This window comes from Marivirga atlantica (genome assembly GCF_016734805.1).
In the GTDB taxonomy this organism is placed as follows: Bacteria; Bacteroidota; Bacteroidia; order Cytophagales; family Cyclobacteriaceae; genus Marivirga; species Marivirga atlantica.
In genome coordinates this window covers 562633-581966 of the sequence record NZ_JAERQG010000003.1, presented here as the reverse complement: position 1 = coordinate 581966, position 19334 = coordinate 562633, and the positions used below count along the sequence as shown (strand labels likewise).

The window sequence follows — 19334 nt, the reverse complement described above, 5'->3', positions numbered from 1 at the left end:
ATGAAAAGGCATCATTTAATTATTCCCATCTTATTATTTCTTGCTGTAGAATTATATAGTCAAAATACCTCACAGCTTAATGTTAAAGATGCCTATCAGCAAGATGTTAAAATCAGAAAAACGGGCATGCTCATATTAGGTAGTTGGGCTGCGGTAAATATGATTGCGGGTGGTATAGGAAGGTCTCAACTTATTGGAGAGAAGGCTTATTTCCATGAAATGAATCTGATTTGGAATGTGGTGAATTTAGGTATTGCCGGAGCTGGCTATTATTTTACTCTGAGTGGAGAAGTGCCATCAAATTCAGCTGAATTACTTGAAAGTCAGGTAAGCTTTCAGAAAGTTCTGCTCTTTAATGCAGGGCTGGATATCGCTTATGTTATTGGTGGATTTTATTTGATGGAACGTTCGAAAAACACTTCAAAGAATCCTGAACGGTTAAAGGGCTATGGGAAATCTATTGTGATGCAGGGAGGATTTCTGCTGCTATTCGATTTGATTTTACATGGGATACATGCAAATAAAACAGCCCAAATACCTGAGTTTTTGTCTAACCTGTATATTGCTCCTCAGGAATTCGGACTGGTGCTTAATTTCTAGCTATTTGTTTTCTTTCATATGTTTCTGGTAATCTTTAGCCAGACTAACTTTCTGTTCGTCTGTAAAAACCTTACCTGCTAACTGAAAGAATTCATGTTCTTCATCGTCCAGGTGATGCAAAATCTTTTCCTGTAGTTTCTTTGCTGTAACGAGCCAGCCCGGTGAACTCAAATCAGTTTTTTCTAATTCTTCAACCAGTTCATCCATTTCATGATGCTCAGCAATTCCATGTCTTGATAAATCCTGCGTCATATCATGGTCTATCAAAGGCTTATAGAAATAACGCTCCTCTGCATCCGCATGTGTAGCTAATTCTGTTTTTAATCGTTTAAAAAGTTCATCGCGCCCTTCGCTCTCACCGGAAGTAGTGGTTAAGATTTCTGCAAGTTTACGTTGGGTGTCATGATCTGCTCTTAAAGCTTCAAAAATATTCATGTGTATAAAAGTTTAGTTGCCACATGAACTGCTTACTTAAGTATTTGTTTTGGACAGTTATTGATTAATGAGTTGATGCTAAAAGAAAAAAGGCCGATCTAAGTCGACTGGCCCTTTGTTTTATTTTTTTAATCCTTTGAGATAAAGGTTGAATTCTAATGAACTGCTCTGTTCAAAATCATCATGTTCTAAATCTTCCTTGATATGCTCGTCAAACTCCATTTTGGTTTTTTCAAGTTTCCCATCCGGGTGAACAATCAATTCTAGCCCTGTATAATTGATGGGATTTACCTGAACTAAAACGAGATAATCGTCAAAAGCTCTTTTGTAGTATTCATGTACTATAGCGCTGCTCTTCATATGCTTATACTACTATGTTAACAATTTTATTAGACACAATGATCATTTTCTTAATCGGTTTATCTTCTACCCATTTCTGAATTTTAGGATTTGCCAATACAGCCTTCTCAATCTCCTCTTTTGGTGTGTTTAAAGAGAAAGTCATATTATCACGGTGCTTGCCGTTGACTGATACCGGGTAAGTGTGGTCATCTTCCTTAATAAAATCAGGATTGAATTGAGGCCAACCTGCTTCAGATACACTTTCTTTATTGCCAAGTTTCTCCCATAGTTCCTCACAAATATGAGGTGCGTATGGCGCAATGATCCTGACCAAATCAGAAAGAACTGCCTTATTGTTGCACTTCAAATCAGTAAGTGTATTTACGCAAATCATAAATGTGGATACCGATGTATTGAATGAGAAATGCTCTACATCATATTCTACTTTCTGAATGGCTTGATGAAGCGCCTTTAAAGCCTTTTTATCAGCTTCACCCTCCGCTACAGTAAATTCACCATTTTCATTATGGAAGAGTCTCCAGAATTTCTTTAAGAATTTGTAAGTACCGTCAATACCATTGGTGTTCCATGGTTTAAATTGCTCCAATGGCCCTAAAAACATTTCATACAATCTCAAAGTATCAGCACCATACTGCTCAATCACATCATCCGGATTAACAACATTATGCTTTGACTTAGACATTTTTTCAACCTCAGCACCACAGTGATATTTGCCGTCTTCAAGAATGAATTCAGCATCTTTATTCTCTGCTCTCCAGTTTTTAAAAGCTTCAATATCCAGTTCATCATTGTGAACTATGTTGACATCTACATGGAGTGTTTGTGTTTTGTATTGATCTTTTAATCCTTTGGATACGTATTTATTTTCACCTTCAATTCTGTAGACAAAATTACTTCTTCCCTGAATCATACCCTGATTTATCATCTTTTGGAAAGGCTCATCAACAGTTAAGTAACCTCGATCAAATAAGAATTTAGTCCAGAAACGAGAGTATAATAGGTGTCCTGTTGCATGCTCACTACCTCCAATGTATAAATCCACGTTTTTCCAGTAAACCTGTTTTTCAGGAGCTACAAAAGCTTCATCATTTTGTGCATCCATATAACGGAACATATACCAGCTGGAGCCTGCCCAACCAGGCATAGTGCTTTTTTCAAGCTCATAGCCATCTTCAGTTTTCCAGTTTTCTGCTCTGGCCAAAGGTGGCTCACCATCCTCGGTAGGTAAATATTTATCCACTTCTGGCAATTCTAAAGGTAGTTTATCCTCACTTAGCAAATGAGGAATGCCATCTTCAAAGTAAACAGGAACGGGCTCACCCCAGTAACGCTGTCTGCTGAAAATAGCATCACGCATACGGTAATTGACTTTAGCTTTACCAATTCCTCTTTCTTCAACAAATTCAACAGCTTTAGCAATGGCATCTTTAATAGATAAGCCTGAAAGGAAATCTGAATTGATAATTTTACCTTCTTCAACAACTTCTAAAACAGGTAAACCAAAATGCTGTGCAAAGGCTAAATCTCTTTCATCATCTGAAGGTACGGCCATAACGGCTCCGGTACCATAACCAGCCAATACATAGTCACCAATCCAAACTGGAATTTGCTCCTGAGTGAATGGATGAACTGCATAAGCACCAGTAAAAACGCCTGATACACGTTTCACTTCAGTCATACGCTCACGCTCAGATCTGTTCTTAGCAATATTTACATATTCTTCAACAGCCGACTTCTGTTCAGAAGTGGTTATTTTTTCAACCAACTCATGTTCCGGTGCCAATACCATAAAGGTTACACCATAAATGGTATCAATTCGGGTAGTAAATACTTTGATAGATTCATCTTCTTGATTCGCTAATTGAAAATCAAGTTCGGCTCCAACAGATTTACCTATCCAGTTACGCTGCATTTCCTTAACAGGCTCGGGCCAATCTAATCTGTTTAAACCTTCCAGTAACCTATCGGCAAATGCACTAATGCGCATGCTCCATTGCATCATCTTTTTACGCTCAACCGGGTGTCCACCTCTTTCGCTAAAGCCATCCTTCACTTCATCATTAGAAAGAACTGTGCCTAATGCCGGACACCAGTTTACAACGGCTTCTGAAAGAAAAGCTATTCTGTATTTCAATAGCATTTCTTCTTTCTCCTTGTCGCTAAAGTGTAACCAATCTGTAGCGGTAAAGTCAGGTGTGTCCTCATCACAAGCAGCTTTAATGAGTTGGTTGCCTGTTTTTTCAAAATGCTCGATAAGTACATTAATATCTCTAGCTTTGTTATCAGCGTGATCATACCAGCTATTGAATAGCTGCATGAAAATCCATTGAGTCCATTTATAGAAGGAAGGATCACTTGTTCTTACTTCTTTGTCCCAATCGTAAGCAAAGCCAATATTTTTTAGCTGCTCTATATATCTTTTGATGTTCTGCTCAGTAGTAATGGCTGGGTGCTGCCCTGTTTGAATGGCGTATTGTTCCGCGGGTAAACCAAAGGAATCAAAACCCATAGGATGCAATACATTAAAGCCCTGTTGTTTTTTGAAACGTGCTACAATATCTGAGGCAATATAACCAAGTGGGTGACCAACATGAAGCCCAGCTCCGCTAGGATATGGAAACATATCAAGCGTATAATATTTTGGCTTATCGCTTTTGTCTTCAGCTTTAAAGGTTTTGTTTTCGTCCCAGTATGCTTGCCATTTTTTTTCGGTATCCCTGAAGTTATATTCTGCCATTGTATATTCTATGTTGAATTCAATTTGCAAAAATACAGGTTTTGTGAAGCAAGCCTTAAAAAGAATGATAAAATCATAAAAAAAGCCCGCAATTGCGGGCCTTTTTTCACTTAACCTAACCTAAAATTAACCATTAACTATGAATTGATTAATAACTTATAAACTAAAGGAGTGTAGAGTAACTTTTCTTCTCCTATGTGTTTTTCACTTATTCTGTTATTGATTTGAAAGCCTGATAGAAACATATAAACAGCAACTAATATGCCTATCACTAAAACCAGACCTCTGTATAATGCTTTTTTGTTTTTGGCTTTCATGTCAATTTCTTTGTGTCTTCTAATTCAATGATTGTGCCAAAGGCCAAAAAGTTGCATGGGTAAATAAAACTTTCTTAAAAACTTTAAAAAAGTTAGCTTTGTATCTCAAACTATAGGATTTAAAATCAATGAAAAAACTACTTTTATTAACAGGAATCGCTGTTTTTACATTCGCTTGTTCTGATGTAAAAAAAGATGAAAAAAATGATTCAGCGGAAAATACTTCTACTGAAGAGGTAGCAAATGAAATGAACACGTTTTATGGAGAAGCGTTCGAATATGAACAGCCAGTGTTGGTTTCCGAACTAACTTCAAGGCTGTCGGAGTCAGATTCAACTATGGTAATAGCAAAAGGTAAAGTGGTTGAAGTATGCCAGGCCAAAGGTTGTTGGATGACTTTAGAACTTCCTAATAGTGAAACTATGCGCGTAACCTTTAAGGATTATGGCTTCTTCGTTCCTAAGGATTTAGGAGGAAAAGAAGTGGTATTGAAAGGCAAAGCAACTATTTCAGAAACTGATGTAGAAACTTTACAGCACTTAGCGGCAGATGCAGGAAAGAGCGAAGAAGAGATTGCTAAGATTACTGAACCAGAAAAGGGTTATGCGTTTTTAGCTAGTGGTGTAACTGTTGTGGAGTAATTTAAATACGCAATTAATAAGAAAGCCCGATCTAATGATCGGGCTTTCTTATTTTTAATAGTATTTCATTATTTATAATAACCTCTACTTTGCCTTCTTCTAGAGGATAGCTTCCTCAGTCGTAGACCACTTAATGTGCTAAAGCCACCTACAAGAGCTCCTACCAGAGCTGTTACTAAAACAAGATAGAAACCTTCAGAAAGTGTAAATAATTCTGCCACCCTATTTGAAAGTAGTCCGTCTGTTCTATAATGAATATTGTATGCTTGTATTAACCATAGGATACCAATTCCAAGAAAGCCACTAAAAAAGGTGCTTAGGTTAGTTCCATTAATTAAAAGGCCTGCTAAAAAGCCACAGACTGCGATTGTCCACCAAGGGAAGTACAATAAACAAAAATGCGCAGCAACTGCAATGATTATAGTTCTGATGATAAATTTCATTCAGCAGTAGGAGTTAAAGTTTGTTTGAAAATAACCTGACCTAATAAATCAGGCTCATTTGAATTATCTAATTGATAGTAAGATTCCGAAGCCCAGGCATCAATTAAGTTGTCATAAAAGTAGCTTCCAGGATTTCCGGATTGACCACCAGGATATACACCAAAGGCTTTTACTGGCTTTTCTAAGGATACTATCATTCTCCATGAGGCGCCATGCCTGCCCGAAGTAGCATTTACTATATGTCTATTGCCACCGATTTGCACATGATCATGACTAAAAGGTGACAACCTGGCTAAATGCTGTATGGTGGTGTTCTTAAAATTGCTCCAGGTCAAATTTAAATCTGATTGTTTTGTCCAGTTACTTACAGAGTCTACTGCAAATTTAAAAGACTGCTCATATAGGCTAGAGACAGTTTCTTTCTCTGTTGTGGACTGATTATCTATATAAGCTTCATCAGGATGATTTTTCAAGATTTGTACTGTTACTGGTAGCTCTGGTCTTCTTGATGGTTTACCTTCTACATAGAATTCATCCCACAGGTTACGATAAAGTTTGTTCCACCAGATTTCAAAATAAGTAGGGGCTACGGCATCTTCACTGGCTATGTAATTCCAGTTTTTTAATTTATCATAAGCTTCTTTTTGTGGTTCTGATAGTTTGCTTCTATCCAAGCTATCTAACATAGCTGGTAAAATTTCCGAAGCTAGCATATGATAGTTGTCATTTTGGAGACGCTTCATATCTTCAATGGTGATGTTTTCCAGTTCTGCTAATCGGTTATTAATTCTTCTGTTTCTATAGTGCTCATAACCTCTGTCATAGTGGTAGTAAGGGTAAGTGCTATCAACAGGTATTTGATTGGCCGAACTCACAAATCCTCGTGGTGGGTTTTTTACAAAAGCATTGTGCTCTCGCGGAATAAAACCAGCCCAGTCCATATCAGCCCTTGTGCCATCCATTATAAATTTCCCTTGTTCTTCCCATCGTAGCGGGAATTTTCCATTGACCCATATGGCTATATCTCCTTGTGTACTGGCAAATACAAAATTCTGAGCAGGACAATCGAAATGTGTGAGTGCATTTTTATAATCATCATAATTAGCTGCCCTGTTAAGTTGGTGAAAAGTTAACTGTTCATTTGAAGGATCATGTGCAGTCCATCTTAAAGCTAAATTCACTTTACTATTTTCAGAGCCAAACGTCTCATCATAAACGATAGGGCCATGGTGTGTATAATAGATGGTGTCATTAAAAGCTTCTTCTCCTCTTATCTTAAAAGTTTGAACCACTTTCTGAGTTTTTAGCCACTTGTTATTATGTAGGTATTCCTTTTTATCCTTATCCTTAAATTGAATGTGGTACCAATCTCTCACGTCACGAGTGGCATTAGTAACGCCCCATGCAATGCTGTCATTGAAGCCGATGATAACACCTAATGCACCTGGTAGGGTAGCGCCTAAAACATTTACTTCAGGAGAGTTAAGATGCATTACATACCAAATAGATGGAAGATTTAATCCCAAGTGGGGATCATTGGCTAGCATAGGCTTACCGGTATTAGTTTTGCTACCACTGACTGCCCAGTTGTTACTTCCGTTTTGCGGATCGGGCTGAGGCATCTTTTTATCACTAAAAACCAGTGGGAAACTAACAGAATCTGGTCGATTTACCTCAAGCGGTTCGAATTCCCATTTTTTACTTTTAGGGATGATTGGATCCATATTTTCATAACGATCAGGAAATAAGAAGTCAAATCTATCTTTCCCCAAAGTTTTGAGCAGGTAGTTATTCTCAGCATCTGAATCTCCACCGGCTAAATCATTAGCCATGTATTTCAATAATAAAGCAGACTTAAGGTTGCTCCAGTTTTCTGGCTTATAGTCTAATAGTTTATATTCAATTGGTAGTTCTTTATAGGTTAGTCCATTGATGTAAGCATTCACGCCTTCAGTGTAGCTGTTGATGATGTTGCTGGTTACATCATTATCCTCCATTGCCTTAATGGCTTTTTCTGCGGCATATAATAAACCGTTTCTTCTTTGATACCTGTCAAATTCAAGCGCTCCACCACCAATAATTTCGGAAATTCTTCCTGCAGAGGCATGAGTTTGAAACTCCATTTGCCATAATCTATTCTGTGCGGTTACAAATCCTTGCGCCTTGTATAAATCTTCATCACTTTCAGCGTAGATATGTGGAATTAGTAGTGAGTCATAATAAACTTCTACCTTATTATTTAATTCGGGAATATTGTTAGATTCCTGAAAAGGAACTTCTCCGGATGTGCCGTTAGCCCAAAAACCGTTGTAGGGATCTAAAAACTTGCCTAGAGGTGGTACTTGGCCCCATTTTTCATTTAAACCCACTACCAGGGCAGCAGCAATGAGCAATGAAAATAGAAATTTTATGAAATTCATACTTTAGAACGCTTTGAATTGATTTTCTAATGTATAAAAAAATGGATTTGAATGATAATGATGGTCAATAAATATTAGTGTTTACTTATCTTTGAAAACCAATGCAACACATTATAGAAAAATTTCCCGATGAAATTGTGCGTAAAGCAACTAAAATCAAAGCCATCATAACTGACGTTGATGGGGTTTTAACTGATGGAGGTATAATTTACGATGGGGGTGAAGCTGAGCTTAAGAAGTTTAATGTAAAGGATGGTCAAATCGTAAAGCCTTTGCGAGAGAACGGAATTATTGTAGCCGCGATTACGGGTAGAGATTCCGCAGTAGTTAAGAGAAGACTAAAGGAATTGAATTTCGATTATCATGTTCATGGTAAATTAGACAAGCTTAATTATTTTGATGAAATTTTAGAAACTTTCCAATTAAAGGAAGAAGAAGTTTGTTATCTGGGGGATGACCTAACGGATATAGCTTGCTTGTTAAAAGCAGGCCTTGGTGTTTCTCCTGCTGATGCCTTGACTTATGTAGCGGCAGAGGCGGATTTCATTACTTCAAAAAATGGAGGTGAAGGTGTTTTACGCGAAGTAGCAGATTTGATTTTGGCTGCTCAGAACAAATTGGAGAAAATATTGATCCAGTTTAAATCTCAAGAAGTTTAAATTATGAAGACATTTGATAAACCTATTCAGGTTGCTACTAAAATAGAAATGGGTGCTGATAGGCTTGTAATTTTTGCAGGCCCATGTGCTGCGGAAAGTAACGAGATACTTTCGGAAACAGCAGCAGCTCTGAAGGAAATAGCCACTAAGCTGGATATTGACTTGGTCTTTAAATCATCATTTGACAAGGCTAATCGTACATCCTTGAAGTCATACAGAGGGCCTGGCTTGGAAAAAGGTTTACAAATGCTTGATGCCATTAAATCACAATATGATTTACCTTTAATAACAGATATACACATCCCTGAACAAGCTGCTGAAGTGGCTTCAGTAGTAGATGTATTGCAAATACCTGCTTTCCTCTGCAGGCAAACCGATTTACTAGTGGCTGCTGCTAAAACCGGTAGATGTGTGAAAGTTAAGCGAGGCCAATTTATGGCACCTGAAGATATGCAATATGCGGTAACCAAGGTGAAGGAAAGTGGAAATGAAAATGTGTGCTTAACCGAAAGAGGAGCTTCTTTTGGTTACCATAATTTAGTAGTTGATATGCGCGCTTTACCTACCATGCGTCAATTTGCTCCTGTGGTTTTTGATACTACTCATAGCGTGCAACAGCCTGGTGGTGCAGGTGGTAGTTCAGGAGGTCAGCGAGAATTTGCTCCTTATCTGGGTAGGGCAGCAGCGGCAGCAGGTGTTGATGGCTTCTTTGTGGAAACACATCCTGATCCTTCTGTGGCTAAAAGTGATGGACCTAATATGGTACCTCTAGCTGATATGGAAAATTTTCTTTCTATGTTAAAAGAAAGTTGGGAGCTCGGCAAGAAGTATAGTTAAGAGGCTTCCTTTGAATGTTCAAGGGAGTGTTGTTCTAATAAGCACTTTTTATAATCCTAGGCGTCATCCCCGTGAAAACGGGGATCTGAAATTTCATAAGTTGAATTAATAAACATGAAAAAACCTGCCTAATTACTATCAGACAGGTTCTGTTCCCCCTATTAAATGTCTTTAAATTAAGAATTAGTCATCAATAGTTACATGACCCCAGTTCTGGCCTTTTCTTATTCTGTTTAATTGGGTATGGGTAATACCGAATTGTCTTGCGATTTGGCTGAAACGTGTTTTCTCATTTTTTAACATCTTCTTGATCACTTTCACATCTGATTCAGTCAGCTTATAACCAGTAACCCTCTTCTTCATAACGCGAGGATTTTTGTTGTTATGGTCAGCTAACTCTCTTTCAGAAACCCACTTAAGGTTGCTTACGTGATTGTTTGACTTGTCGTAGTCAAGATGCGTAACATAATGTTGGTCATCTCTTTCTTTCGGAATGAAAGCTTCGGCAACCAGCCTATGTACATAATAACTCTGCGTGATTCGTTTGTCGAATCTGATCATAATGGCTTGATAGCCATTTACGTTGGAACCTTTGATAATTTTACCGGTTTCCCGAGTAGAATAACTCTTTACCCTTCCATAATTGGAAATCTCATACTTCGCATGGGGTAAATCAACGTTAAATTCTATCTCTTTCCATTTTTCCAATTTTGGATCCATGTTCAATTTAAGTTAATGTTAGTATTCCGTTCGGAATAAAGGTAGGGAATTAAATCAATAAAAAAAATACCAACATTCTTAGATTATTTATAATCGTATCTTTTCGACCAATATGCTATTAATCGCTTACGAAATTCTGCCTCCCTTGGATTATTTTGAGGATCGTATAATTTTTCTCCTGATATTTCTTTTGGTAAAAATTCCTGCTCAACAAAATTTCCTGGAAAGTCGTGCGCATATTTGTAGCCTTTTCCATAGCCTGAGTCCTTCATAAGCTTGGTTGGGGCGTTCCTTATGTGTAAGGGAACCGATAAATCCCCCGTTGACTTAACTAGTTCATTGGCCTTTTTGATGGCTAAATAAGAGGCATTACTTTTAGGTGAACAGGCTAAATATACTGCACATTGAGAAAGTACAATTTCTCCTTCAGGGTATCCTATCATAGTCACTGCCTGAAAGGTATTTGTTGCAATCACTAAAGCTGTCGGATTGGCGTTCCCTATGTCCTCAGAGGCTAAAATTAATAACCTCCTGGCAATGAATTTTACATCTTCACCTCCGGCAATCATTCGTGAAAGCCAATACACTGCTGCATTAGGATCACTGCCTCTTATAGATTTGATAAAAGCCGAAATAATGTCATAATGCTGTTCACCTCCTTTATCGTACATGGCCATGCGCTGCTGCGCTATTTCCCACACACCATCATTGGTGATGCTTATCTTTTTGGTGCTGTCCATAGAATCAATCACCAACTCAAGCAGGTTGAGTAATTTCCGTGCATCGCCACCAGAAAGGTTGATCAGGGCTTCATATTCCTTAATTTCTACGGAAAGCTTTTTCAGCTTTTCATCCTTTTTAAGAGCATTGTGAAGCAGGCCTTTAAGCTCATCCAGTTCTAAAGACTTTAAAGTATAAACCTGACAGCGAGAGAGTAGGGCAGAGTTTACCTCAAATGAAGGGTTTTCGGTTGTAGCACCAATTAAGGTAATAACCCCTTTTTCTACCGCCCCTAAAAGCGCATCTTGCTGTGATTTGTTGAAACGGTGAATCTCATCAATAAAAAGAATGATTTTACCACCTCTGCTGGCACGCTGTATTACTTCACGTACATCCTTTACGCCTGCGCTGATAGCACTCAAAGTCTGGAAAGGAGCCTTTACCTGATTGGCAATAATATTGGCAATAGTGGTTTTGCCTACTCCCGGAGGTCCCCAGAAAATCATGGAAGGCACTTTGCCTTGTGCAATGCTTAAGCGCAACACGCCCTTTTCTCCTATTAAATGAGACTGACCAACCAGTTCTTCCAGGCTGCTGGGTCTCATTCTTTCTGCTAGTGGTTTTTCATCTCCAAACATGACTGATAACTTATTTTTAGCGCGTGCAATATGGGGATAATCTACTACTTTTGCCAGATGCAAAAAAACTGGCAGGTACATCTCGCATTAGGTTTTGTGGGGCTTATTTATGGCGCAAATTATATCATCGCTAAAGGGGTGATGCCTGATTATTTGTTGCCCAATGCTTTTATTATGCTTCGTGTTTCTGTGGCGACAGTGCTCTTCTGGATTTATCATCTCCTTACTTCTAAAGAAAAAGTTAAAGACAAGAAAGATTATCTGCACTTTGCCAAGTGTGCGGTTTTTGGCGTAATGGCTAATCAGCTTATATTTTTTAATGGATTGAACTTAGGTAATCCTGTAAATGCCAGCATCATCATGACGATGAACCCGATCATTGTACTTTTAATATCAGCCTGGTGGTTAAAGGAAAGAATTACAAGGCGGAAGGTGATTGGTATTTTGCTGGGTTTGATAGGAGCTATTTTGTTGGTGTCAAATAAAGAAATCAGTTTTGATAATGACTCATTCAAAGGAGATATTTTCATCTTTCTAAACGCCACTTTTTATGCTATTTATTTAGTGTTGGTAAAACCTTTGATGCATAAATATGAGCCAATAACTGTTATTAAATGGACCTTTCTTTTTGGTACTTTTATGATCATGCCATTTGGTTTAGTGCCTTTAATGGAGTCTGATTTATCGCAACTTGATGCAGGTATTTGGGGCAGCGTAGCCTATGTAATCATCGGAACAACTTTTCTGGCTTATCTATTAAATGCTGCTGCGTTGAAACATGTAACCTCTACTATTGTAGGCTATTACATCTATTTGCAACCTGTATTTGCCACACTTATTACAGTAGCATTAGGTCTGGAAGGATTCAAATGGCAAAAGATGCTTTATGCATCCATTATATTTTTTGGTGTATATTTAGTTAGTAAAAGAACTAAATAAACATTGCCATGAAAAAATATCGGATAGAACTTAAATGGGCATTTATATTTACAGTGCTTGCCTTGTTATGGATGGTTTTCGAAAAAGCCATGGGTTGGCACGATGAGTTGATCGCTCAGCATGCTACCTACACTAATTTCTTCTCTATAGTAGCTATTCTGGTTTATGTATTCGCCTTGATAGATAAGCGTAACAATTACTATAATGGTATTATGACCTGGAAGCAGGGATTTGTAAGTGGTGTTATAATAAGCATAATAATTGCGGTTCTGGCTCCACTTTCTCAATGGATTACACATGCGGTAATCACGCCCGATTATTTTACAAATGCCATAAATTATGCTGTAGAGAGCGGAAATGCTACACAGGAAGAAGCTGAAAGTTATTTTAATTTAACAGCCTATATTATACAGAGTAGTGTTTTTGGGCTGGTTGTTGGTGTATTTACTGCGGCTATAGTTGCTGCTTTTGTGAGGAGGAAAGAAAAAAGCACTGTATAAAATACAGTGCTTCAATGAATATAGAATTAATGTAATTATTAGTCCTCATCCGCGGCAAGTCTTACTTGCATGCCATCCATAGCATCAGTTAGTCTGAGCTGACAAGCCAACCTGCTATTATGTTCTGCATTAGGAAGTGTGTCTAACATGTCCATCTCTAAATCTTCTGCTTCCTTCAGGTGATTTAAACCTGCCTCAACTTTTACATGACAGCTGGCACATAAAGCCATTCCACCGCAAGTAGCTAATACCGGATATTCGTTGGCCTTCAGCAATTCCATGAGGCTTAGATTCATATCAGTTGGAGCTTCAATCTCCTTTACCTCATCGTTGTAATCTCTTACAGCTATTCTGATCATATTTTAGAAAGATTCAATTCCGTTTACAGTAGTATACTTAAAGCTTAGGTGCTTATCAGGATAAATATGCTTGAAAGCACTTTGTGCCATTAAGGCTCCTTCATGGAATCCACAAAGGATTAATTTCAACTTACCTGGGTAGGTGTTAATATCGCCAATGGCATAAATGCCGGGAACATTGGTACTGTAATCAGTAGTGTTAACTTCAATTGCATTTTTGTTAATGCTTAACCCCCAATCTGCGATAGGCCCTAATTTAGGACTTAATCCGAAAAGTGGAATTAAATAGTCTGTATCAAGCTCAAGTTCTGATTTATCAGCGCCTGTGATCTTTACAGCGTTAAGCTTGCCGTTACCTGATAAGCCTGCAAGGTTACTCTTTAATAAGAGATTGATTTTACCTTCCTTGGCGAGTTCAAATACTTTTTCGGCAGAATCAGGTGCTCCGCGAAAAGTCTCATTTCTGTGAACTAAAGTTAGGTTTTTAGTAATCTTGGAAAGCTCAATCGTCCAGTCTAGTGCAGAGTCACCACCACCGGCAAGTACTACGTTTTTATCTCTGAATAATTCAGGATCTTTCACCATATAGCTCACCCCTTTACCTTCAAAGTTGGCTATATCCTGCAAAGGCGGTTTACGTGGCTCAAAGCAACCGAGTCCGCCTGCTATGACCACAACTTTACAGTCAATATTGGTACCATCACTGGTAGTCAGATGAAAACCTTCAGCAGTTTTTTCAACAGTGTCCAATCTTTCTCCAAGTGTGAAAGTTGGGTTGAAGGGTTTGATTTGCTCCATCAGATTATCCACCAACTCCTGTGCTTTTACTTCAGGAAATCCTGGAATATCGTAAATAGGTTTTTTGGGATAAATCTCTGATAACTGACCGCCAACCTGTGGTAGTGCATCTACCAGGTGGCATCTTAATTTTAATAAACCGGCTTCAAAAACTGAGAATAAACCAACAGGTCCGGCTCCAATTATGCAAATATCTGTTTGTATCATGCTTTTAAAGTTGTTCTTTTACAACGCCTTTAGGGCTACAAAGTTCGTATAATTATAGTTGTTTTACTAACTAATTTTTAAATATGAATTTCAATTAAATACTTAGGTTGTCATAAATACTATCGAGTATTCTTTTAAACTCTTTGAAGTCTTTTTGAGAAAGATTTTCCCAAGCCTTCATTCTAATTTTTTGTACTTCAGGTAAACATTCATTTACAAGCTGCTCCCCGTTTTTAGTTAAGGAAATCAAAAAGCTTCTCCTATCATCAGGATGTGGCTTTCTTTCCACATAGTCTTTGTCATTCAATAAGTCTAATATTCGGGTAATGGTGGGGTTATCCTTAAAAGTTTTATCACCTAGTTCACGCTGGTTCTGAGGACCATGATCTGCCAATTGCTTTAAAATGGCCCATTGGTCAACCGTGATGGCCCAACCTAGTTCTCTAAACCGCTGCTTGGCATATTGTTTTACCCTTCGAGCTGTTCTGTCGAGTAGAAAGGAGTACCTGCTGTATAGTTTTGCTTCTTGCATTGATAATAGTTAGTGTACTAACTATTGCAAAGATAGATAAGTTTTGTGAATGAGTTATAAATTCTTCTGAAAGTTTCACTTTGACGCTTAAATAAGAATTAGGAACTTAAATCCTGATTAATAAAGGCTCCAATGTTAAGAAGAAACTTAAACCCGCTATATCATTTAATACTGTTGATATTATTTTATTTAGCAATTCAGGCTTGTCAACCGCATAATGACGGGAGCGAGAAAGGAAACTCTAATGCGAAAAGTTTAAAAGACATGGTTTTAATTCCATCTGGAAAATTTACCATGGGTGGAAGAAGTGAACAAGCTTATAGGGATGAGTTTCCTAAGCATGAAGTGAGTATTTCTGCCTTTTACATGGATGCTACTGAAGTAACCAATGCTGAGTTTGCTGAATTTGTTGAGGCTAACGGATATAAAACAATAGCTGAACGAGATATCAATTGGGATGAAATGAAAAAGCAATTACCTCCTGGAACACCAAAACCAGCGGATTCTGTATTAAAAGCTGGTGCCTTAGTGTTTACCCCAACTGAAGGACCAGTAGATATGCAGGATTATAGCCAATGGTGGAAATGGACTATTGGTGCAAATTGGCAACATCCACTTGGGCCAGATAGTAACATTAAAGACAAAATGGATCATCCGGTAGTGCATATCTCATGGGAAGATGCTCAAGCTTATGCTAAGTGGGCCGGTAAACGTTTACCAACTGAAGCAGAGTGGGAATGGGCTGCTCAGGGAGGTAAGGCAGGTGCTAAATATCCCTGGGGCAATGAATCGGCAGAGAAAGCTTCTGACAAGGCAAACTTCTGGCAAGGCTTTTTCCCATATGAAAACAAAGAGGAGGATGGTTATTTTGGAACGGCACCTGTAAAATCCTTTGCACCAAATGGCTATGGACTATACGATATGGCAGGGAATGTTTGGGAATGGGTGCAGGATAAATATAATGCTGAAACTTATGCCCAATATGCAATGCAAGGTGAAGTAACAAACCCCGAAGGAGCCAATAAATACCATGACCCACAAGAGCCAACTATTCCAAAACATGTAATCCGTGGAGGTTCTTTTCTTTGTAATGATAGTTACTGTAGTGGCTATAGAGTATCTCGTAGAATGAGCTCAAGTAAGGATTCTGGCTTGAATCATACCGGTTTCAGGTGCGTGAAGGATATTAATTGAACATCAGTTAGAGATATCTATTTATAAAGCAAATACCAAAGTTTAAAAATATGCCAAAATACGCTATCAGCGATATAACGGATGTAGATTAACTCTAAATACCTTTTTTAAATCAAGATTCACACCTTGTTTTGAGAAATCTTTTTTTTGTAAAGTAGAGCAAAGAATTTTATGCCTTTTCGTAATCAATACTTTCTAAGTATTCAGTAAGGTTGGCATCATGCTCTAGGTCCATTTTCTTTCTCAATCTATAGCGTGCAGTTTCAACACCTCTTACGGAGATATTTAGTAAAGGGGAAATTTCCTTATTCGTCAGGTTCATTTTTATAAAAGCGCATAACCTGAGTTCTCTCTGTGACAAATCTGGATAATGGGTTTTTAAAGAGGTAAAGAAATCATGATGTACTTGCTCAAAATTTGTTTCAAAAACATGCATGTATTCCTCTCCAATAGCATGCTGATTTAGCTTTTTGTACATATTCTGGATTTTCTTTTTTGAGATTTCATTTTTTACATATCTCCTTAATTCCAAAATATCATCTCTGATTTCCGAAAATATATCTTTTTTCTTCACCAGCATCATGGTGTAATTTGCAAGCTCCTTGCTTTTATAAAGAACGTCCTCTTCCAGCAGCACTTTGTCTTTATTGATCTTATCTTTTTCAGCTTGAAGTCTAAGCTGTTCTAACTCTAGCTCTAGTAATTTTTTATCCCTTGCAGCCTCGGCTCTTGTCTTTGCATTTTCTTTATTAATTTTCCGCTTTACCAGGCGTATGGTGATAAGAATTAAGCTAGTTCCAAGAATAACATAAACCAACATCATCCATTTGGTTTGGTACCAGAGTGGCATGATTTCAAAGTTAAGGCTGCTTGTATTGCCAACAGTACCTAATAGACTTCTGCTTTTAACTTTAAAGGTATACTTACCAGGTCTTAAATGAGCATACTCCTTGTGAGCATCTAATTGCCATGAAGACCATTTTTTGTCAATGTTTTCTAGCTTGTAAGCGTATTGAATGTCAGCATCATTCTGCATTTCAGGTGCTGCAAATTTAATACTGAATGAAGCTGTATTATACGGAAGTTGAATACGTGATTCTGGCGAGATAGGTAAATATTGATCCGTTTGATCTGATTTATAACTCACACTTGTAATCAAGGTATTTGACTGTTGATGCGAATTCTTATAGGTTAAATCAAATAAATAAAGCCCAGTCTTCGTGCCTAGCAATACTTTTTGACTATCAAGAGGAATAATGCATTCCATTCCTCTATTAAATGCGCCTTTAAATTGAAGAAAATAGCCTTTTTCTATTGTGTGATCCGAATTATAAAAAAATCCGGCTTCATCATCTTGAACAAACCAGCTTTTATCTAAATGTTGAAAAAGCGTGCGCGTATTTTTTGTTGAATCCAGTACAGAATTTAGAGGTTTATAAGGTATAAACTGGTTATCATCAGCCTTATATTGATAGATGCCTTGATTTGAAGTGAACACAATTTCATTATTCCATTCAAAAACATTTATGCTGTAAGGAAAAGCGAAGCCATTTTGGGTAGTAAAATGCTCTAATGAAATCAGTTTGGTATAATTATCATTGATTTTTATGCGAAAGACTCCTTTGTAGCCGTGACAAACCCAATAAGTACCAGGTGATTTTGATTCCAGTATATCTCTTGTTGATTCATCAAAGCCCTCAATTTTATTATGTACCATCCATTTATCAGCTGATTTACTCAGTAAAAAAAGGCCACCATAGGTGGCCACTAAATAGTAGCCTTCTTTCTCATGAATAGGAATTACTTTCCATACCCCAGTTATGTTACTAATTTGAGTAATTCTATTTTTCTTAATCTCAAACAGTCCTTTATCATGTGCTGCTAAAATATCACCCTCGTACTCTTGTAATGACCAACCTTGTCCTTCTAATCCTTTCACTTTAGAAAATTTAGGAGGTACCTTTGATACATCTTCAGAATAAAATACTCCTTGATTTGTTGCTAGATAAACCTCGTTTTTCTTAATATGCACATCATACAATGAGGCCCCTTCAAAGATTGTACGAACAGGTGAGTTGGCAGTAATGCAGTCCAAACCATTATTTAATAAAGCCCATATATTGCCCTGATTAGTTTGAAATAGGTTTAGCACACTTTGGTCCTGTAAGTCGTTGTAGGTATCTACATCATTTAATATATCTCCTTTTTTGTTGAGTGTAATTATTCCAGAACTAATGGTGCCGACATAATACGTTCCTTCCTTCGCTTCTAGTGCACACTCAACTCTATTAATCTGGTGAGGGTCAAATAATTCCCTCAATACAGTAGAGGTTTTGGTTTCAAGGTTTATTTCTAAAACCTTACCAGTGATACCAATTCCTAACCAGGTTTTTGTTTTTTCGGCTGGAAAAGCAGCAATTATTTCTTCTCCATATAATTTTTCACTTGATATGACTAGTTCAAGCTTTAACTTCTCCTTATTCAACTTATAAATGCCTTCAAACTGGTCTTGAACATAGTATTGGCCATCTATAACGAAAGATCGAATAAAGTTAGAGCCTGCAGGAAGTTTAGTAATCTTTTTTCCTGCAATGGTAATAAGCTTACTAAAGCTTCTATATACAATCAGGTTGTCAAGAATATGTACTTGCCATAGATTTTCCAGTTTAGGATCAGTGAACTTTAAGGAGTCTTTAATAGAACTATAAAAGTACTGTCCTGTCAAATCTCTTTTAATTAAGCCAAATTCGTTAAATCCACCGGCATAAATGTTGCCTGATTTATCAGCTGCTAGGCAACGTATTGAAGAATTGTTGGGTAAGGAGACTTTTTGCCACTGCTCACCATCAAAAATAATTGCTCCGTCATTATTGCCGAAATAAAGCACACCATCTTGCCCTTCGCAGACTGACCAAAACTGAGGATCTGCATGGAAGTCATTTCTATTATAATGAATTATTTGAGGGATTCCCCTGAGTGCTGAATACTCATTTGTAGAAATATGTTGACTAGCTGCTTCTTGCCAGCAAACGATCACCAAAAATAAAATGAAGAATTGATTTATTTTCACAGTGTTAAGTCCCAAATATTTAAGCAACATATAGATAATTTACATTACCTCAAAATAAAAACAACTCAAAAAGGTCAATTTTAACCCATTTTTATTATAAATAAATATTTGACATTCAGTTTGTTAGATAGATTGAAGTAATGTTGACGTAATGCCTTTGGTTTCTGGTGTAATGGAAGTGTAAGGTGGATTTTGCTAATAGTTT

At 37.5% G+C, this 19334-nt stretch carries 19 protein-coding genes; 7 read left to right on the top strand and 12 right to left on the bottom strand.

Features of this window, described 5'->3' with window-relative positions; translation table 11 throughout:
* Nucleotides 1–600 carry a DUF6992 family protein gene (locus JKP34_RS14235; protein ID WP_201922855.1) on the top strand — a complete coding sequence of 200 codons (600 nt, stop codon included), beginning with the start codon at nt 1–3 and terminating at the stop codon, nt 598–600.
* Here JKP34_RS14235 and JKP34_RS14230 read toward each other — a convergent pair whose 3' ends face one another.
* The 4 genes from JKP34_RS14230 to JKP34_RS14215 all read right to left on the bottom strand — a co-directional run bounded on the left by JKP34_RS14230 (nt 601) and on the right by JKP34_RS14215 (nt 4452).
* Complete coding sequence (locus tag JKP34_RS14230) at nt 601–1035, bottom strand: hemerythrin domain-containing protein (RefSeq protein ID WP_201922853.1); 435 nt, start codon at nt 1033–1035, stop codon at nt 601–603.
* A gap of 120 nt (nt 1036–1155) precedes the next feature.
* On the bottom strand, nt 1156–1395 hold the full coding sequence (locus JKP34_RS14225; RefSeq protein WP_201922851.1) for a hypothetical protein: 240 nt from the start codon (nt 1393–1395) through the stop codon (nt 1156–1158).
* A gap of 4 nt (nt 1396–1399) precedes the next feature.
* Entirely contained in the window at nt 1400–4135 is a 2736-nt protein-coding gene (gene leuS, locus JKP34_RS14220; protein ID WP_201922848.1) for a leucine--tRNA ligase, read from the bottom strand.
* A 137-nt stretch (nt 4136–4272) separates the two neighbouring features.
* A complete protein-coding gene (locus tag JKP34_RS14215; protein WP_201922845.1) occupies nt 4273–4452 on the bottom strand; it encodes a hypothetical protein in 180 nt (59 codons plus the stop codon).
* Between the two features lie 128 nt (nt 4453–4580).
* On the opposite strand from JKP34_RS14215, the gene JKP34_RS14210 reads away from it, so the two are divergent.
* Nucleotides 4581–5093, top strand: coding sequence for a DUF4920 domain-containing protein (locus JKP34_RS14210; RefSeq protein WP_236665007.1), 513 nt, complete (start codon nt 4581–4583; stop codon nt 5091–5093).
* Nucleotides 5094–5161: 68 nt separating this feature from the next.
* Here the strand turns inward: JKP34_RS14210 and JKP34_RS14205 are convergent, their stop codons facing one another.
* A complete protein-coding gene (locus JKP34_RS14205) occupies nt 5162–5536 on the bottom strand; it encodes a hypothetical protein (protein WP_201922842.1) in 375 nt (124 codons plus the stop codon).
* Entirely contained in the window at nt 5533–7956 is a 2424-nt protein-coding gene (locus tag JKP34_RS14200; protein ID WP_201922839.1) for a penicillin acylase family protein, read from the bottom strand. Before JKP34_RS14200 ends, JKP34_RS14205 begins: the two co-directional genes overlap by 4 nt.
* 101 nt (nt 7957–8057) lie before the next feature.
* Between JKP34_RS14200 and JKP34_RS14195 the strand changes: the two genes are divergently transcribed.
* Both JKP34_RS14195 and kdsA read left to right on the top strand, forming a co-directional pair.
* Nucleotides 8058–8615, top strand: coding sequence for a KdsC family phosphatase (locus tag JKP34_RS14195; protein WP_201922835.1), 558 nt, complete (start codon nt 8058–8060; stop codon nt 8613–8615).
* Between the two features lie 3 nt (nt 8616–8618).
* Nucleotides 8619–9452: a 3-deoxy-8-phosphooctulonate synthase gene (gene kdsA, locus JKP34_RS14190; protein ID WP_201922832.1), complete on the top strand. Its 834-nt coding sequence runs from the start codon at nt 8619–8621 to the stop codon at nt 9450–9452.
* Nucleotides 9453–9635: 183 nt separating this feature from the next.
* On the opposite strand, the gene JKP34_RS14185 is transcribed toward kdsA, so the two are convergent.
* Both JKP34_RS14185 and JKP34_RS14180 read right to left on the bottom strand, forming a co-directional pair.
* Nucleotides 9636–10172: an HNH endonuclease gene (locus JKP34_RS14185; RefSeq protein WP_201922827.1), complete on the bottom strand. Its 537-nt coding sequence runs from the start codon at nt 10170–10172 to the stop codon at nt 9636–9638.
* Nucleotides 10173–10255: 83 nt separating this feature from the next.
* A complete protein-coding gene (locus tag JKP34_RS14180; RefSeq protein WP_201922897.1) occupies nt 10256–11530 on the bottom strand; it encodes a replication-associated recombination protein A in 1275 nt (424 codons plus the stop codon).
* Nucleotides 11531–11587: 57 nt separating this feature from the next.
* Here JKP34_RS14180 and JKP34_RS14175 point away from each other — a divergent pair, with 57 nt between their 5' ends.
* On the top strand, nt 11588–12469 hold the full coding sequence (locus tag JKP34_RS14175; protein ID WP_201922824.1) for a DMT family transporter: 882 nt from the start codon (nt 11588–11590) through the stop codon (nt 12467–12469).
* Nucleotides 12470–12477: 8 nt separating this feature from the next.
* Complete coding sequence (locus JKP34_RS14170) at nt 12478–12969, top strand: DUF4199 domain-containing protein (protein WP_201922822.1); 492 nt, start codon at nt 12478–12480, stop codon at nt 12967–12969.
* 38 nt (nt 12970–13007) lie between these two features.
* On the opposite strand, the gene JKP34_RS14165 is transcribed toward JKP34_RS14170, so the two are convergent.
* From JKP34_RS14165 to JKP34_RS14155, 3 genes are all read right to left on the bottom strand, one after another.
* Nucleotides 13008–13328, bottom strand: coding sequence for a 2Fe-2S iron-sulfur cluster-binding protein (locus JKP34_RS14165; protein WP_201922819.1), 321 nt, complete (start codon nt 13326–13328; stop codon nt 13008–13010).
* Nucleotides 13329–13331: 3 nt separating this feature from the next.
* On the bottom strand, nt 13332–14333 hold the full coding sequence (locus JKP34_RS14160; RefSeq protein WP_201922816.1) for an NAD(P)/FAD-dependent oxidoreductase: 1002 nt from the start codon (nt 14331–14333) through the stop codon (nt 13332–13334).
* Nucleotides 14334–14427: 94 nt separating this feature from the next.
* Entirely contained in the window at nt 14428–14865 is a 438-nt protein-coding gene (locus JKP34_RS14155; RefSeq protein WP_201922813.1) for a MarR family winged helix-turn-helix transcriptional regulator, read from the bottom strand.
* A gap of 132 nt (nt 14866–14997) precedes the next feature.
* On the opposite strand from JKP34_RS14155, the gene JKP34_RS14150 reads away from it, so the two are divergent.
* Nucleotides 14998–16059 (top strand): formylglycine-generating enzyme family protein, encoded by a 1062-nt coding sequence (locus JKP34_RS14150; protein WP_201922811.1) that lies wholly within the window; start codon nt 14998–15000, stop codon nt 16057–16059.
* Between the two features lie 169 nt (nt 16060–16228).
* On the opposite strand, the gene JKP34_RS18365 is transcribed toward JKP34_RS14150, so the two are convergent.
* Nucleotides 16229–19129: a triple tyrosine motif-containing protein gene (locus JKP34_RS18365; protein WP_201922809.1), complete on the bottom strand. Its 2901-nt coding sequence runs from the start codon at nt 19127–19129 to the stop codon at nt 16229–16231.
* Between the last annotated feature and the right edge of the window lie 205 nt (nt 19130–19334).